We start from the raw sequence: 15,346 nt of genomic DNA, 5'->3' as shown, positions 1-15,346 counted from the left end.
GGGCCCCGCTGCCATGAGACAGCGGGGCAGCCCCTCCCCATGCCGTCAGGCGGGGGCGTCCGGCTGCTCCGGTGTGGTGCCGGCTGGTGAGGGGGAGAGGAGGCCGAAGCACGCGTCCACCGAGGCCGCGGTGGTGATGACCTGGTCCACGCCGGTCAGGGCGAGTACGTGCCGCACGTGACCACCCACCGCCGCCAGGGCGATCCCGCCGCCGGCTGCCCGGGCGCGCTGCTGGGCGCCGAGGAGGGCGTTCATTCCGCGCGAATCGCAGAACGCGAGCTGAGAACAGTCCAGAACGATCCAACGGCGCCCGCCGTCCAGCACCTCGGTCATGGCGGCGGCCAGGACCGCCTCACTGTCCAGGTCGAGCTCACCCGTCAGCCGGAGCACGGCTTCCCCCTCCTGCTCCCGGCTCGCGGGGAGGATCACCAGCCTGGTGTTCACCGCTCCTGCCTCCTCGTTCGACGCGGTCGCGGCGCACGTCAAAGCCTCCCCGCGACGCACTAAAATCTACCTCACTCAAGGTAGATATATTACGGGTCGGGGATTAATTTTCGGTTAGGGAGCAGATCGCTTCCCGCCACCATGCGCACGGCGCCTGTCCGCCGCCGACCGAGACGCGAAGCCTGCGCCGAGCTCACCGAGGTGCGCTGCGGCGAGGCTTCGCTACTCGACTGGTGACCGAATCGCATCGTGTTGCGGCAAGCGGAGGTGAGGCCACCGGAGGTTGCGCGTCAGCGCCCTCCGGTCGGCAGACAGTGGTCCTTCACCAATAGTGCCGCCGCCCGCCGACGGCATGTCCGACCGCGCCGAGGATCCACAGGACTGCCCCGATGACGAGCAGAACGATCCCGATGGTCCACAGGATGGAGAGGCCGGTCAGGAAGCCGATGATGAGCAGGATGACTCCGAGGACGATCACGGTGTCCTCCGATCTCGCGAGGTGCAGGCTCAGTTCCACTATGTGCCGCGTCGGGTCCCATCGCAACGGATACTTTCGGGGGAGCGCGCTCAGATGAGCGACAAGGAGACGAAAGGATCTGATCCTGGCGAGCGGGGACTGGTGTGCCCCCGGAGACCTCCGAACGCGGACATGATCGGGCTATCCCGCTCCTTCACCCGTCGCCAGTGCCTTTAGTGCCTTCTCGAGCCGGATCTTCCTGGTCCTCGGGGTGCGAGCCTGGAGCAACGGCAGGATCATCAGATAGCGCCCGGTCTTGTCGAGTGCCTCGAACGTCTTCCTGGCAGCGGGGTTCGCATCGAGCGCCGCCGCGAGATCGGGCGGTACCGTCGCCGTCTTCTGCGACTCGTAGGCGCCGCCCCAGCGCCCGTCCTGCTGTGCCTTGCGCACCTCCGCCAGCCCGGGTTCGCGCATCCGCCCCTCGGCCGTCAGCATCGCGACCTTGTCCACGTTCACCTGTGACCACAGGCTTTTGGGCCGACGGGGCACGTATTTCTGCAGGTAGTACTGCTCATCGAAGGACCGCCGCTGCCCGGAGATCCAGCCGTAGCACAGCCCGATGTCGACCAACTCGTCGTCGGTGACCGTCGGAATACCTGACTTCTTCTTGGCTACCTTGATCCACACACCCTCGTGGCGGGGGTAGTGCTCGGCCAGCCAGCTCTCGAACGCCTCGGCGTCGAGGAAGGCGATGACCTCCACCCCGTCGATGTCATCCATGCGCTTCAGGCTATCGCCCGCCTGGAGCGCCCCGGCCCCGCGGACAGAGCCGGGGCTCGGCTACCGGCGGAGGCCCCGGACGGCGGCCTGTTGCTTCTTCGTCTCGTCGATGAGGCCGGTCATCTGCGGCCGGTTCTCGGTGGCAGCGATGACATGGTGGTCGCGCTCGGCCAGGCGCAGAGAGGCGCTACGGCCGAACCCGGAGCCTGCCCCGGTGATCAGGATGCGCTTGCCGTCGGCATGAGGGTTCCTCCGAAGAATGGGCAGCCCCTGTCCGGGGCCGGGAACGGCGGCGACCCGCCCGGGGGGAACCGGTCGCCGCCACGTCGGACCGATCGCCACCGCCTCACCCGTGTAGGGGTGTGGCACCGGCGACCGCCTCGGCCGGCTCACTTCGGGTCAGGCATGATCCAGAGCTTGTTGCCGAACTTCCCCTGTGCCTCGTCGTTGTTGAGCTTCTCGAAGTCGGTGAGCTTCTGCTTGGCGAACTTCTCCAGGCCCGCGGCGTCCGAGTACTCGGCCTTGGGCTTTCCCTTGAGCTTGGTGGTGACGGTGTTGACAGCCTTGGCGTGGGCCACAGGGTCCTTGCACATCTTCCGCCGGGTGACGGGATTGAACTCGCGCGTGCCGTAGAGGCTTTGCCGTACCTCACCGGCGATGGTCTTGGTGTTGTCCTTGAGGACGTAGGGAGCGCGGTCTTCGATCGCCGAGTACTTCTCGTACCACGTCCTGGTGCGGTCCTTGGGGCTGCAGACGAAGTTGAAGATGGCTACAGCCCGGTCGGCGTAGGAGTCGTCGTGCACCGGTGCGGCCACGGCAGCGGTGGGCGTCGCGGTGATGGCCAGGCATGTCAGCGCGGCAGCGGTCACTCCCGTGCGCAGACTCGAGGCGACGAGCCGCGTGTGGCTTCGGAGAAGGGATGCCATGAGGTGAATATCCTTGTCTCGGCGAGAATCTCATGTGATGAGCGGGCCGGGTGGCGGCGAAGCGCACGGACGGTCCCGGCGGGGCGGTACGACCCGAACGACCCTATGCAGGCGCCACGGTTCCGGAGCGCTGCCGCACGGGCAAGGTCACCCATGCAGCGGGTCACCTGCCGATGGCTGCCGCGATGATGGAGCCGGGCCCCTCGCCGGCCCGGTAAATCCGGTGGCGGACCCGGGCCGCCGGTGGTGAGGATTTCCCGCATGCCCAACTTCCTGGAAACCGGCCGGCTCGTCCTCCGTGCGTTCACCGAGGCCGACGCCGACCATCTGCTCGCACTGGACGGCGACCCCGACGTGATGCGCTTCATCAACGGTGGCCGACCGACGGACCGCGAGGCGATCGAGTCCCGTACCGTCCCGAGGCTCCTCCGCTCGTACCCCTGCCTCGGCGGCCGAGGCTACTGGGCGGCGGAGGAGGAGAAGGCCGGTCTGTCCTTCGTCCGGAGCTTCACCGGGGACCGGCCAGAGGCGATCGAGGGCTCCGAGCACGGCGACGTCGAGTACGAACTCACCCGGCCGGACTGGCGGAGGCGGCGGCAGGAGCCGACTGTTCAGTAGCCCGCGGTGTGGTATCACCGCACGTTCGGCAAGCGCGCGTCAGACGGCTGTGTGCGTGGGACGGAAGCTGCGGCGGTCCACCCAGGGCCCCGAACGGCTGAACGGGCCGCCCTCCGGGCATGCGGAGTGTCCGGGCGTGCCGAAGACTGATCGAGCCGCGAACCGACCAGGGAACGGCCCGCGTCGCGGCTCGCGAGGATCGGACAGGGAGTGATCGAGTTGCCCCCACCGCACGAATCAGGCTGCGCGATGATGAAGCGCGTCGCGAAGGACCTGGAGAAGGAAATCGACCGCACCCGAGACCGAATCGGTGAGCTCCAGGACAAGATCGCGGCCCTCGAGGCGCAGGCGAATCCGGACCAGCAGGAGATCCAGGCTCTCAAGAAGGTCGTGGAGCAGCTCCGGAAGAAGCTGGAGGAGGACCAGAGCTCCCTGTCGACGCTCCAGGACGTCATCAGTGAGAACTGCTAGCCGCCGCCGGGTGGGGGCATGGCAGGATCGCGTACGGTTTGGCATGATTGACCGGTTGTCCTGCCCCCACCGGTCGGCGCCGCGTGCGAGCCGTACGGAGCAACGCGTCACCCGGGTCACGGGCGACCCGCCCATGGGTGCCCAGGGCACGGCCGGAGCCATGACAGGATGTCCTTATGTCTACCAACGTTTTCTTCGACATCACCATTGACGGCGACGCTGCCGGGCGCATCGTCTTCAAGCTGTACGACGACGTCGTTCCCAAGACGGCGCAGAACTTCCGCGAGCTGGCCACCGGCCAGCACGGCTTCGGCTACGAGGGCTCCGGCTTCCACCGGGTCATCCCGGACTTCATGCTCCAGGGCGGTGACTTCACCCGCGGCGACGGCACCGGCGGCAAGAGCATCTACGGCGAGAAGTTCGCCGACGAGAACTTCAAGCTCAAGCACGACCGGCCGTTCCTGCTGTCCATGGCCAACGCCGGCAAGAACACCAACGGCTCCCAGTTCTTCATCACCACGGTGGTGACCTCGTGGCTGGACGGCAAGCACGTGGTGTTCGGCGAGGTCGTCGAGGGCCAGGAGCTGGTGACGAAGATCGAGTCCCTGGGCAGCCAGTCCGGCACCCCCCGGGCGAAGGTCGTCATCGCCAAGTCGGGCGTCGTGGGCGCGTAACACCACCTCGTCGCAGGATTCGGGGCCGTGGGCCGGAGACCACTCCGGCCCACGGCCCCGCGCCTTGCGCCGGGCCCCGTAGCCGAGGATGCCGCCCCGCGTCATGCCGCGGGGTAGAGCGTGCGGATTCCGTCGATGTCGTCCTGGGAAAGGGTCCGGTGGACTCCGCTGTAGGTGGGTGCCATGACCGCTGTGGCCATCTGGGAGTGGTCCAGTCCCAGCAGGTGCCCGATCTCGTGCAGGGCGACCGTCTCCGTGTCAAAGGTCATCCCGCCGCCGGTCATGCTCCACTTCTCGGCGTCGTCGAAGTGCAGAGCTCCGGCATGCGCCCCACCGCACGGCGGGGGGAAGAACGCGTGGGCGAGCGTATTGCCGATGCCGTCGAAGCCGGATCCGTCGCCATGTGATCCACTGGCCCATCCGACCGCGAAGTCCGCGTCGGACGAGGTCGTCGCCTCGAAGCCCATGTCGAACAGCGCACGGGCCCAGGTGTCGAAGGCATTCCCCACCGAGCCCCGCTCGTCCTCCGCGGTGATGTCCGGCGTGTCATTGAAGAACCGGTACGTCAGATTTTGTTGCTCATACTTGCAACCTCTCAGTACGAATTCGGCGCTGTCGCCGTCCAGTACCCGCTCGACGCTCCGGGTGTCAGGTACTCCGCAGCGGGGCTTCTCCATCACCTCTATGGTTGCCCGGTCAACCTCACCGGTCTCCTCAAGTCCGAAGAAGCGCTGGAACGTGGTCAGCGCGTCGCTCGTCGCGTCGTCGAGCAGGCCCCGCTGCCCGCTGTCGCGAAGGTAGCCGTAACGTGACAGATACTCCTGGACCTTGACGAGCTCGGGGTCCTCCGCGCCTCTGGTCGCGTGCTCGAGCCCGATCGTGAACCGTTGCTCAGCCATCTCGTCTCCCGGCCTTCGTCCCTGCTCCTGATCCCCCTGTTCCCCCGGGTTCACTGCGCCCGGGGCCTACTTCCATCGTGGGCATTTCTTCATGGCTCCGCACATCGGTGCGCCGGGATCACGCGCGGCCTGCGGCCAGATCCATCAGACGGCCCAGCACCCGCGGCCCGGAGGCGGTGATGCCGTCGTGCTCCCACTCATTGGTGACCCAGGTGCGGACCGACGCGACGTCCCGGGCCGTGCGCAGGGAGAGCCCCGCATCGACGTACATGTCGTCGTGATAGACGACGGCCGCGACCGGAACCCGGTTCGCGGCGAGGCGCGCGGGGTCGTAGAGAGGCGGCCAGTCGGTGCGTGCGGCCAGCAGGTCGGCGGCGTCGGCGAAGGGGCGCAGACCGGTGATCTCCCGGAACATCCACGGGTAGATCATTTCGCCGGTGAGCAGCAGGGGGTCCGCCTCCTCGGCGAACCCGGGAAAGCCGGTCAGGGCGCGCGCCGCCGCCCAGCCGGTGGGCCTGCCGCCCTGGCCGTAGAGCGTTTCCTGCAGGACGGCGAACAAGGGGTTGTCCGTGAAGGCGGTCAGGCCCATCGCCTGGTACAGGAAGGTGGCGGTCGGCTCGCCCCGGTCGTCGAGGGCTTCGTCGAGCAGCCAGTGCAGGCGCTCGAAGCCGTCGCCCATGCCGAGGGCCAGTCCGAGGGTGCGCAGCCGGCGGGTGGTGAGGCGGTCCCCGTCGGGCAGGCGGATGTCGGTGGTGGTGAGCAGGTCGGCGATCCGGCGCAGCCGCAGGGCGTCGTCCGGGTAGCGGTCGTAGAACTCCAGGACCCGGTCCCGTACGCGGGGGTAGGTGCGGGCGTACACCTCGTCGGCGGTCGCGGTGATCCCGGGCAGCCCGCCCGTGACGTAACACGCCCGCAGTCCCTCCGGCGCCCGGGAGAGGTAGGTGAGGGTGAGGAAGCCGCCGTAGCTCTGGCCGAGGGTCTCCCACGGCTCGTCACCGCAGAGCTCGCGGCGTATCAGCTCGGCGTCCGCGACGATCGAGTCCGCCCGGAAGTGGCTCAGATATGTGGCCAGCCGCTCCGGATCGGGGAAGCGGGATGCCGATCGAGCGGTGACGGGGGAGGAGCGGCCGGTGCCGCGCTGGTCGAGCAGCAGGACCCGATGGGTGGTGAGGGCGTGGTCCAGCCAGCCGGGGGAGCCCGCGGTCGGGCGGGGTGACTTGCCGCCGGGTCCGCCTTGCAGATAGAGCAGCCACGGCAGTGCCTCGCCCGCGCGGCCGGGGGCGGCGACCTCGCGGGCGAACACCTGGATTCCGGGGCCTGTCGGCGCGGAGTGGTCCAGGGGCACGGTGAAGACGTGGTCGACGGTCGCGTAGGCGGGGTTCATGATTCCTCTCCTCACCGCCGGGCGGCGGTCATGGCCGGGCGGCGGCAGCACGTCCCTTCTGCCGCTCGGCCGGCCGGTCGGCGCTCGCGCCCTTGGCCCACAGCGAGCGCACATGTCCCAGGTGCCGGGCCATGCACTTCTCGGATCCCTTGGCGTCACCGGCCAGCATCAGATCGAGGAGTTCCAGATGCTCCTCGGCCGAGTGGATCAGCTCACCGCGCTCGTCCAAGCCGGTCAGCCCGTACAGACGCGAGCGCTTGCGCAGGTCGCTGACGGTTTCGACGAGGCGTTCGTTGCCGGAGAGGGCCAGCAGGGAGAGATGGAACTGGCGGTCCGCTTCCAGATAGCCGATGAGGTCGTGGTCGCGCGCGGCGCGCACGATCTCCTCGGCGACCGGCCGCAGGGCCTCCAGGTCCTCGCGGGTCGCGGTGCGGGTGATCCGGCCCGTCATCGGCACCTCGATCAGCGTGCGGATCTCGGTGTACTGGTCGAGGTCGCGCTCGTTGACCTCGGTCACCCGGAAGCCCTTGTTGCGGACCGGCTCGACCAGGCCTTCCCGGGCCAGATCGAGCATGGCCTCGCGTACGGGCGTCGCGGAGATGCCGAAGTCCTCCGCGAGGCCCGGCGCCGAATAGACCTGACCGGGGCGGAGTTCACCGGAGATCAGGGCGGCCCTCAGGGCGTGGGCGACCTGGTCGCGCAGCCGCTCCGTGGCGGTGATGAGGTTGCGCTGCTTGAGGTGCCCCATGGTGTCCCTTTCGTGCCCCGATGGACTGGACCACCAGCGTACAATGTCACATTGCGTTCAGGGTGCCAGGGTATAAGTCCGGCTCGATGTGTAGAACTCCATTGCCGCGTGCCCCTGCTCACGTGGTCCGTGCCCCGACGCCTTGGCGCCGCCGAAGGGCAGATGGAAGTCGACGCCGGTGGACGGGGCGTTGACGCGGACCATACCCGTGTCGAGCCGGTCGAGACCGTGCAGAGCCGTGCCGAGGTCGGCGGTGTGCACCGAGGTGACCAGGCCGTACGGGACGGAGTTGCTGATCCGGACGGCGTCCGCCAGGTCGTCCGCCGGCAGCAGGGCCGCGATCGGCCCGAAGACCTCCTCGCCGAGCAGCCGGTGGCTCTGCCGCACCTTCTCCACCAGCGTCGGGGCGGCGTGCCAGCCGGGCCCGTCGCAGGTGGCGCCCGTGGCGAGGACGGAGACATCGCCCCGGGCCGCACCGATGCGATCGCGCGCCGCCGCGGAGATGAGCGGTCCGCACACCGTGGCCGGATCGGCGGGGTCGCCGACGGGGAGCGTACGCACCGCCTCGGCCAGCGCCTCGCGCAGCGGTTCCAGGGCCGCGCCGACGGCGATCACCCGGCTGGTGGCGGTGCACTTCTGCCCCGCGTAGCCGGCGATGGCCGAGGCGATATGGGCCGCGGCCCGTTCGATGTCGGCATCGGGCAGCACGATCGCCGCGTTGAGCCCGCCCATCTCGGCCTGGACCGGGATGCCCCGGGCGGTGGCCGCACGGACCACCGCGGCGCCCACGGCCGTCGAACCGGTGAACGAGACGACGTCGGCGGTGGACAGCAGGGCGCCCCCCTCGGTCGGACCACCGGGAACGACCGTGAACACCCCGCCCGGCAGGGCCCGTTGAGTGATCTCGGCAAGGCGGAGGGCGCAGGCCGTGGCCTCGGGTGCGGGCTTGAGGACGACGGTGTTGCCTGCCGCCAGGGCGGGCGCGGCCTTCCAGCTCGGAATGGCGAAGGGGAAGTTCCAGGGGGTGATCAGGCCCGCGACGCCGTGCGGTCGGCGGCGGGTCAGCAGCAGCCCCGGACCGGAGGCCGTCTCGTGGACGGCGCCGGTGGGCTCGTAGGGCGCCTGGGCGTAGTACCGCCAGATCGCGACAGTGCGGGCCACCTCGGCCCGTGCCTCGGCGATCGGCTTGCCCACCTCCCGCACGGCGAGGTCGGCCAGCTCCTCGGTGGCGGCCTCGACCGCCCCGGCGATCGCCGAGAGGGCCGAGGAGCGCGCGGCGGCCCCGCCGTGCGACCAGCCGGTCAGGGCGGCACGCGCCCGGTCCGTGGCATCGGCGGTGGCGAAGGCGCCGGGCGCGGTGAACTCGGCGACGACGTCCGAGGGGTCGGCCGGATTGCGGGAGACGAAGGAGGTCACGTCGTCCGGTGTCTGCTGGGCGGTCATAGGAGGAAGCCTCCGGGGAAGGGGTCGTCCGGGTCGAGGAAGTACTGGGCGGTGCCGGTGATCCAGGCGCGGCCGGTGATGGTCGGTACGACCGCGGGCAGCCCGCCGACCTCCGTCTGTGCCACCAGGCGGCCGGTGAACTCCGTACCGATGAAGGACTCGTTGACGAAGTCACGGTCGAGCGGGAGAGCCCCGCGGGCGTGCAGCTGGGCCATCCGGGCCGACGTCCCGGTGCCGCAGGGGGAACGGTCGAACCAGCCCGGGTGAATGGCCATGGCGTGCCGCGAGCGGTACGCGTCGGAGCCGGGCGCGGCGAGGTAGACGTGCTTGAGGCCGTTGATCTCCGGGCGCTCGGGGTGGACGGGCCGGTCCGCGGAGGCGTTGACGGCGTCCATGACGGCGAGCCCGGCGGCGAGGAGGTCGTCCTTGCGGTCCCGGTCGAAGGGCAGGCCCAGCGCCTCGAGCTCGACGAAGGCGTAGAAGTTGCCCCCGAAGGCGAGGTCGTACGTCACCGTCCCGTAGCCGGGTACGGCCACCTTCCGGTCCAGACCGACGCAGAAGGCGGGCACGTTGGTGAGCGTGGCGGACTTCGCCGCGCCGTCCTCGACCCGCACCTCGACCGTGATCAGTCCGGCCGGCGCGTCCAGCCGTACGGTGGTGACGGGCTCGGTGACCGGCACCATTCCGGTCTCGACGAGCACGGTGGCGACTCCGATGGTGCCGTGTCCGCACATCGGCAGCAGCCCGGACACCTCGATGAACAGCACCCCGTAGTCGGCATCGGGCCGCGTGGCCGGCTGGAGGATCGCGCCGCTCATGGCGGCGTGACCGCGGGGTTCGTACATCAGGAGGGTACGGAGGTGGTCCAGGTGCTCGATGAAGTGGATCCGGCGCTCGGCCATGGTGGTGCCGGGTATCACCCCGACGCCGCCGGTGATGACGCGGGTGGGCATGCCCTCGGTGTGCGAGTCGACGGCATGGAAGACATGACGGGTACGCACGAGCGTCCTTTCGGCAGGGGGCCTTTCGGCGGTCGGCGGCAGGTCGGCCGTCAGCGGTGACCGTCGGCGACGGCCTTCTCGGTGGCGGCGCGGACCTGCGCCTCGGTCTCCCCGGTGAGCGGGAAGCGCGGCGGCCGGGTGGGCCCGCCGTGGCGGCCGACGATGTCCATCGAGAGCTTGATGGACTGAACGAACTCGGTCTTGGAGTCCCAGCGCAGCAGCGGGTGCAGCGACCTGTAGAGCGGCAGGGACGTCTCCAGGTCCCCGGCGACGGCGGCGTGGTAGAGCTCGGCACAGGTGGTGGGGAAGGCATTGGGGTAGCCGGCGATCCAGCCGACGGCCCCGGCGGTGGCGAGCTCGTGCAGGACGTCGTCCGCGCCGATGAGCAGGTCGAGTTCCGGGGCGAGTTCGGATATCTCATAGGCACGCCGCACGTCGCCGCTGAACTCCTTGACCGCCACGATGCTGCCCTCCCGGTGCAGCCCGGCGAGGAGGGCGGGGGTCAGGTCGGTCTTGGTGTCGATGGGGTTGTTGTACGCCACGACCGGCACCCCTGCCGCCGCGACCTCGGCGTAGTGCGCGCGTACGGCGTGCTCGTCGGCGCGGTAGGCGTTCGGCGGCAGCAGCAGGACGGAACCGCAGCCCGCCTCGGCGGCCTGGTCGGCCCAGCGGCGCGCCTCGGCGCTGCCGTAGGCGGCGACGCCGGGCATCACCCGGGCGCCGTCGCCCGCCGCCTCGACCGCGGTGCGGACCACGCGGGCCCGCTCCTCGGCGGTGAGGGTCTGGTACTCGCCGAGGGAACCGTTGGGGACGACACCGTCGCAGCCGCTGTCCAGGAGCCATCGGACGTGCGCGGCGTAGGCGTCGTAATCGACGGAGAGATCCTCGCGCAGCGGGAGCGCGGTGGCGACCATGATGCCGCGCCAGGGGCGGTCGGTGTTCCAGGAGGTGGCGGTCATGCCGGTAACCCTTCTGATGGGGGGACGTCTCATGTCACGCGGAAGCAGTCAAAAGCGGTGTGGCAAGGGTCAGTCGGTGCTCTCTTCGGTGGACGGCGGGTCGTCGAGCGCGCTCAGCACCCCGAGGGGAACGGGCACGGCGAGCGGCCTGCGCTCGGCCGACGGCGGTACTGTCCCCCGCGCCGTACCCCCGGCGGCGAGGCAGGCCACGGCTGTCGCGCACATCCGGCCCTGGCACCAGCCCATGCCCGCGCGGGTGAGGAGCTTGACGGTGCGCGCGTCGTGGGCGCCGAAGCAGGTGACGGCTTCGTGGATCCTTCCCACGGTCACCTCTTCGCATCGGCAGACGTCCGTGTCGTCGGTGAGCCAGTCGCTCCAGCCGGCTGCGGGGGAGTGGGCGGCGGCCATGGCGGCGGCGAAGGCGCGCATGCGGCCGCGGCGGCGGCGCAGCTTCCGCACACGGGTGGTGCCGGTGAGCGCCGGCTCGCCGCGCAGCCGGGCGGCCACGGCGATGCCCGCCAACTCGCCTTCGGTGCAGGCCAGTTGCCAGCCGCCGATCCCGCCGGTCTCCCCGGCGGCCCACAGGCCCGCGACCGAGGTCTCCTGGAGGTCGTCCAGGGCGAGGGCGTATGTTCCGTCCGGTGTGCGGCGCATCGCGCAGCCGAGCCCGGTGACGAGCTCGGTCTGCGGTATCAGCCCGTGCCCCACGGCCAGCGCGTCGCAGGCGATCCGGCGGCCCGCCCCCGGCACCGGCCGCCAGTGGCGGTCGAGGCGGGAGACCGTGACGGCTTCCACCCGGTCGGTGCCGTGCACCTCGGTGACCGCGCTGCGGGTCCGCAGGGCGACCCGGTGACGCAGCAGCGCCGAGCCGTGCACGGCGGCTTCGAGGAGCTTGTGCGGATTGGTGGCCAGGGCTCGCGGATGCCGGGCGTAGCCGAGATAGCCGGACGCCTCGACGACGACGGGGACGTCCGCGCCCGCCCCCGCGAGCGAGGAGGCGACGGCGAGCAGCAGCGGTCCGCTGCCCGCGACGACGATCCGTCTGCCGGGCAGGACGAGACCCGACTTGAGCATCGCCTGGGCACCTCCGGCGCCCACGACGCCGGGCAGTGTCCAGCCGGGGAAGGGCAGCTGCCGCTCGACGGCGCCGGTCGCGAGCAGGATCGCGCGGGCCCGCACGCGGGCCGGGCGGTCGCCGTCACCGTCGGTCCCGGTCAGGGCGTGCGCGCTCCACAGGCCGTCGCTGTCCCGGGTCACGCTCCAGACGTGGTGGAAGGTGAGGTGGTCGATGCCGTCGGCCGTCAGGCCCCGGCGCAGCCGGGCGAAGGCGGACCAGTCGTGGTGCAGTGCCTGTGGCCGCCGGGCGCCCGCGGCCGGGGCGGGGTGGCGGAAGTACTGGCCGCCGGGTTGCCCGGAGGCGTCCAGGAGCGCGACGGACAAGCCGTGGCGGGCGGCGGCCGCGGCGCTCGCGAGACCGGCCGCCCCCGCACCGATCACCGCGAGGTCGTACGGCTCAGACGCTGAGCTCGGCATGGCCGTGTCCTTCCTGGGTGGTGATCGCGTCGCCGGGCCGGGCGGGCACCAGGCAGGCCCTTCGGTTGGGCTCCCCGTTGACGGTGGCGAGGCAGTCGTAGCACTGTCCGATGCCGCAGAACGCCCCGCGCGGGCGGTTGCCTTCACGCGTGGTGCGCCAGGCGAGGATGCCGGCCCCCCACAGCGCGGCGGCGATGGACTGGCCGGGCAGGGCGGGGACCGTACGGCCGTCGAAGGTGATCTCGAACGGCGGACCGGGCTCCGCCCTGACCAGGCCGGCGGGGGTACGGGCCACTGCGGGCCTCCTCTCGGTACGGGACGGGAACAGAAGGGAACAGGGGGTTCAGGCGGCGGACGTGAACCGGCCGGGAAGGAACGGTCGTATGTCCATCGGCGGTCGCTCGCCCGTCATCAGCCGGGCGACGATCAGGCCGGTGGCGGGGGCCAGGCCGATCCCCGCGCCTTCGTGGCCGCAGGCGTGCAGCAGCCCGGGCACGCCGGGGTCGGCTCCGATCGCGGGCAGATGGTCGGGCAGGTACGGACGGAACCCCGCGTAGGTCCGTATCACCCGCGCCTTCGCCAGCACCGGGAACAGGGCGGTGGCCCCCTCGGCGAGGCGCCGGAGCACCTCCACCGACAGGCTGCGGTCGAAGCCGACCCGTTCCCGGCTGGCGCCGATCAGTACCGGCCCCGCCGGGGTGCCCTCGACCACGGCCGAGGTCTGCAGGGCCGCCGACCCGCTCGCCACATCGGCGACGTAGTCCGCCGCGTACACCTTGTGCCGCACGACACGCGGCAGCGGTTCCGTGACGAGCACGAAGCCCCGGCGCGGCAGGACGGGCAGGAACGAGTCGGCGAGCCGGGCCAGTTCGCCGCCCCAGGTGCCGGCCGCGTTCACCACGTACGGCGCGTGCACGTCACCGGCCGGCGTCCGTACGCCCCGCACCTCGCCGCCCGGTCCGGTGAGGATCACGGTGACCTCCTCGCCGGTGCGGACGAGGGCGCCCGAGGCGCGCAGCAGATGGGCGGCGGCGAGGGCGGGCTGGACCTGCGCGTCCTGCGGGTAGTGGAAGCCGCCCGCGAGGGCGGGGGAGAGGTGCGGTTCCAGCTCGCGCAGCAGGGCGGCCGACACCTCGTCGGCCCGGACGCCCGCCTTCGTCTGCGCCGCCGCGAAGTCCCGCAGCGCGGCCGTCCCCGAGTCGTCGGAGGCGACGACCAGGCCGCCCTTCGCCTCGAACTCGATGCGGGCCGGCAGCTCTTCGGCCAGCTCCCGCCACAAGCGTGTGGAGAGCAGGGCCAGATCGAGCTCGGGGCCGGGCGCCTTGTCGGAGACCAGCAGGTTGCCCTCGCCGGCCCCCGTGGTCCCGCCCGCGACGGGGCCACGGTCGATCACGGTGACGGAGAGGCCGGAGCGGGCGGCGTAGTAGGCGCAGGCGGCACCGACCACGCCCGCTCCGACGACGATGACGTCCGAGGAGTTTCTGGTGGACACAGCAGTAATATTTCACATTGCACTACGGCTGCCAAGGGCCGTCCTCGGATAACTCTTCTCAGCCTTCCATCAGTTCGCCCATCCACGACTCGATCGCGTCCGGGGTCCGGGGCAGTGCCCCGGACATCAGCCGCGCCCCGTCGGCGGTGATCACCAGGTCGTCCTCGATGCGCACCCCGATCCCGCGCAGCGCGGCCGGCAGTGTCTCGTCGTCGCTCTGGAGGTAGAGCCCGGGTTCGACGGTGAGCACCTGCCCCTCCTCCAGGACGCCGTCGAGGTAGGTGTTCGCTCTGGCCTGGGCGCAGTCGTGGACGTCGAGGCCGAGCATGTGCCCGCTGCTGCACAGGGTGTAGCGGCGGTGGAGGTCGCCTTCGGCGCTGCGCAGCACGCCCCACTCGGCGAGGCCCTCCGCGATCACCCGCATGCCGGCCCGGTGGAAGTCGCGGAAGCTCGCCCCCGGCTTGAGCGCGGCGATGCCCGCCTCCTGGGCGGCGAGGACGAGTTCGTAGACCTGGCGCTGGACGGGTGAGAAGCGCCCGGACAGCGGCAGGGTGCGGGTGATGTCGGCGGTGTAGAGGGTGTCGGTCTCCACGCCGGCGTCCAGGAGCAGCAGTTCGCTGGGGTCCAGCCGCCCGTCGTTGCGTATCCAGTGCAGCACGCACGCGTGTGCGCCCGAGGCGGCGATGGTCTCGTAGCCGGTGCCGTTGCCCTCCGTGCGGGCGCGCAGGGCGAAGACGCCCTCGATCCACCGCTCGCCGCGCGGGTGTGCCAGCGCGCGGGGCAGCGCCCGCACGACGTCCGTGAAGCCGGCGGTGGTGTGGTCCACGGCCAGTTGCAGCTGTTCGACCTCCCACGCGTCCTTGATCAGCCGCAGCTCGCTCAGGGCGGTGGCGAGCTCGGGGTCGCGGGACGCGTCGCGCCCGGGCGGCAGTTGCGCATAGGTGTCCTGGTGGGCGCAGCGAATGCCGGTCATGCGCTCGGCCTCGCCGAGGTCGGGGCGCGGGCCGACCCAGAACTCGCCGTAGCGCCGGTCGCGGTAGAACTCCGCACCGTCACGCGGGGAGCGCGGCCGCACGTAGAGCACCGGCTCGTGCCGGTGCGGGCCGTCCGGTTCCAGGACGAGCACATGACCGGCCTGCTCCTCGCCGGTCAGGCCGGTCAGCCACGCGTAGGCGCTGTGCGGACGGAAGCGGTGGTCGCAGTCATTGGAGCGGACCTTCAGTTCCCCCGCGGGGACGATCAGCCGCTCGCCCGGAAAGAGGGCCGAAAGCCGCTCCCGGCGTACGGCGGTGACGTCCGCGACGGGCAGCCGGATGTCGCCGGGCAGCGGGCTCGCCGCCCAGCCGTCGGCCATGAAGGCCGCCAACTCCGGTGAAACGGGCAGGTCGTGACTTACCGTGCGGGGTGCGGCGACCGCTGGTTCGTTCATGGGGACTCCTCCTCGGACACAGGTGGATAACGGAGAGGCTAACGCCTTGTCAGTGCAATTTCACATTACTATGTTACGGGTCACATTT

18 protein-coding genes are annotated in these 15,346 nt (G+C 71.0%); 3 read left to right on the top strand and 15 right to left on the bottom strand.

The genetic code is table 11. The features are described from left to right. Positions 1-45 precede the first annotated feature (45 nt). The 5 genes from JO379_RS00680 to JO379_RS00660 form a co-directional block, all read right to left on the bottom strand. Positions 46-444 (bottom strand): STAS domain-containing protein, encoded by a 399-nt coding sequence (locus JO379_RS00680; protein ID WP_209513273.1) that lies wholly within the window; start codon positions 442-444, stop codon positions 46-48. A 322-nt stretch (positions 445-766) separates the two neighbouring features. Further along, entirely contained in the window at positions 767-922 is a 156-nt protein-coding gene (locus JO379_RS00675) for a DUF6131 family protein (protein WP_209513272.1), read from the bottom strand. Positions 923-1,102: 180 nt separating this feature from the next. Further along, complete coding sequence (locus tag JO379_RS00670; protein WP_209513271.1) at positions 1,103-1,681, bottom strand: YdeI/OmpD-associated family protein; 579 nt, start codon at positions 1,679-1,681, stop codon at positions 1,103-1,105. Positions 1,682-1,741: 60 nt separating this feature from the next. Beyond that, on the bottom strand, positions 1,742-2,050 hold the full coding sequence (locus tag JO379_RS00665) for an SDR family NAD(P)-dependent oxidoreductase (protein WP_209513270.1): 309 nt from the start codon (positions 2,048-2,050) through the stop codon (positions 1,742-1,744). A 20-nt stretch (positions 2,051-2,070) separates the two neighbouring features. Beyond that, a complete protein-coding gene (locus tag JO379_RS00660) occupies positions 2,071-2,607 on the bottom strand; it encodes a hypothetical protein (protein WP_209513269.1) in 537 nt (178 codons plus the stop codon). Between the two features lie 261 nt (positions 2,608-2,868). Between JO379_RS00660 and JO379_RS00655 the strand changes: the two genes are divergently transcribed. The 3 genes from JO379_RS00655 (at position 2,869) to JO379_RS00645 (ending at position 4,370) form a co-directional block, all read left to right on the top strand. Beyond that, the gene (locus JO379_RS00655; RefSeq protein WP_209513268.1) at positions 2,869-3,225 is read left to right on the top strand and encodes a GNAT family N-acetyltransferase; all 357 of its coding nucleotides are present in this window, start codon (positions 2,869-2,871) and stop codon (positions 3,223-3,225) included. 210 nt (positions 3,226-3,435) lie between these two features. After that, positions 3,436-3,696: a hypothetical protein gene (locus tag JO379_RS00650; protein ID WP_209513267.1), complete on the top strand. Its 261-nt coding sequence runs from the start codon at positions 3,436-3,438 to the stop codon at positions 3,694-3,696. Positions 3,697-3,872: 176 nt separating this feature from the next. Further along, positions 3,873-4,370: a peptidylprolyl isomerase gene (locus tag JO379_RS00645; protein ID WP_209513266.1), complete on the top strand. Its 498-nt coding sequence runs from the start codon at positions 3,873-3,875 to the stop codon at positions 4,368-4,370. A 101-nt stretch (positions 4,371-4,471) separates the two neighbouring features. On the opposite strand, the gene JO379_RS00640 is transcribed toward JO379_RS00645, so the two are convergent. From JO379_RS00640 to JO379_RS00595, 10 genes are all read right to left on the bottom strand, one after another. Next, positions 4,472-5,269 (bottom strand): matrixin family metalloprotease, encoded by a 798-nt coding sequence (locus JO379_RS00640; RefSeq protein ID WP_209513265.1) that lies wholly within the window; start codon positions 5,267-5,269, stop codon positions 4,472-4,474. Positions 5,270-5,387: 118 nt separating this feature from the next. After that, positions 5,388-6,653, bottom strand: coding sequence for an alpha/beta fold hydrolase (locus JO379_RS00635; protein ID WP_209513264.1), 1,266 nt, complete (start codon positions 6,651-6,653; stop codon positions 5,388-5,390). 28 nt (positions 6,654-6,681) lie between these two features. Continuing rightward, positions 6,682-7,401 carry a GntR family transcriptional regulator gene (locus tag JO379_RS00630; protein ID WP_209513263.1) on the bottom strand — a complete coding sequence of 240 codons (720 nt, stop codon included), beginning with the start codon at positions 7,399-7,401 and terminating at the stop codon, positions 6,682-6,684. Between the two features lie 57 nt (positions 7,402-7,458). Further along, positions 7,459-8,844, bottom strand: a complete 1,386-nt coding sequence (locus tag JO379_RS00625; RefSeq protein ID WP_209513262.1) for an aldehyde dehydrogenase family protein — start codon at positions 8,842-8,844, stop codon at positions 7,459-7,461. Then, positions 8,841-9,845, bottom strand: coding sequence for a proline racemase family protein (locus tag JO379_RS00620; RefSeq protein ID WP_209513261.1), 1,005 nt, complete (start codon positions 9,843-9,845; stop codon positions 8,841-8,843). The genes JO379_RS00625 and JO379_RS00620 overlap by 4 nt, the downstream gene beginning before the upstream one ends. Positions 9,846-9,895: 50 nt before the next feature. Then, entirely contained in the window at positions 9,896-10,804 is a 909-nt protein-coding gene (locus tag JO379_RS00615) for a dihydrodipicolinate synthase family protein (RefSeq protein ID WP_209513260.1), read from the bottom strand. Between the two features lie 69 nt (positions 10,805-10,873). Beyond that, the gene (locus tag JO379_RS00610) at positions 10,874-12,337 is read right to left on the bottom strand and encodes an FAD/NAD(P)-dependent oxidoreductase (RefSeq protein ID WP_209513259.1); all 1,464 of its coding nucleotides are present in this window, start codon (positions 12,335-12,337) and stop codon (positions 10,874-10,876) included. Then, entirely contained in the window at positions 12,318-12,632 is a 315-nt protein-coding gene (locus JO379_RS00605) for a (2Fe-2S)-binding protein (RefSeq protein ID WP_209513258.1), read from the bottom strand. The genes JO379_RS00610 and JO379_RS00605 overlap by 20 nt, the downstream gene beginning before the upstream one ends. Positions 12,633-12,680: 48 nt before the next feature. Beyond that, the gene (locus tag JO379_RS00600) at positions 12,681-13,829 is read right to left on the bottom strand and encodes an NAD(P)/FAD-dependent oxidoreductase (protein ID WP_209513257.1); all 1,149 of its coding nucleotides are present in this window, start codon (positions 13,827-13,829) and stop codon (positions 12,681-12,683) included. A gap of 58 nt (positions 13,830-13,887) precedes the next feature. Then, a complete protein-coding gene (locus JO379_RS00595) occupies positions 13,888-15,258 on the bottom strand; it encodes an aminopeptidase P family protein (protein ID WP_209513256.1) in 1,371 nt (456 codons plus the stop codon). Positions 15,259-15,346: the final 88 nt, after the last annotated feature.

This window comes from Streptomyces syringium, from assembly GCF_017876625.1.
Lineage (GTDB): Bacteria > Actinomycetota > Actinomycetes > Streptomycetales > Streptomycetaceae > Streptomyces > Streptomyces syringius.
Note: the sequence above shows the minus strand (reverse complement) of the source record. Positions and strands in the feature narration are given on the sequence as shown.

Excerpts from the sequence above, each read along its gene's own strand:
- JO379_RS00670 (WP_209513271.1), bottom strand. The coding sequence starts at position 1,681 with ATGGATGACATCGACGGGGTGGAGGTCATCGCCTTCCTCGACGCCGAG.
- JO379_RS00660 (WP_209513269.1), bottom strand. The coding sequence starts at position 2,607 with ATGGCATCCCTTCTCCGAAGCCACACGCGGCTCGTCGCCTCGAGTCTG.
- JO379_RS00655 (WP_209513268.1), top strand. The coding sequence starts at position 2,869 with ATGCCCAACTTCCTGGAAACCGGCCGGCTCGTCCTCCGTGCGTTCACC.
- JO379_RS00645 (WP_209513266.1), top strand. The coding sequence starts at position 3,873 with ATGTCTACCAACGTTTTCTTCGACATCACCATTGACGGCGACGCTGCC.
- JO379_RS00640 (WP_209513265.1), bottom strand. The coding sequence starts at position 5,269 with ATGGCTGAGCAACGGTTCACGATCGGGCTCGAGCACGCGACCAGAGGC.
- JO379_RS00635 (WP_209513264.1), bottom strand. The coding sequence starts at position 6,653 with ATGAACCCCGCCTACGCGACCGTCGACCACGTCTTCACCGTGCCCCTG.
- JO379_RS00630 (WP_209513263.1), bottom strand. The coding sequence starts at position 7,401 with ATGGGGCACCTCAAGCAGCGCAACCTCATCACCGCCACGGAGCGGCTG.
- JO379_RS00625 (WP_209513262.1), bottom strand. The coding sequence starts at position 8,844 with ATGACCGCCCAGCAGACACCGGACGACGTGACCTCCTTCGTCTCCCGC.
- JO379_RS00615 (WP_209513260.1), bottom strand. The coding sequence starts at position 10,804 with ATGACCGCCACCTCCTGGAACACCGACCGCCCCTGGCGCGGCATCATG.
- JO379_RS00610 (WP_209513259.1), bottom strand. The coding sequence starts at position 12,337 with ATGCCGAGCTCAGCGTCTGAGCCGTACGACCTCGCGGTGATCGGTGCG.
- JO379_RS00595 (WP_209513256.1), bottom strand. The coding sequence starts at position 15,258 with ATGAACGAACCAGCGGTCGCCGCACCCCGCACGGTAAGTCACGACCTG.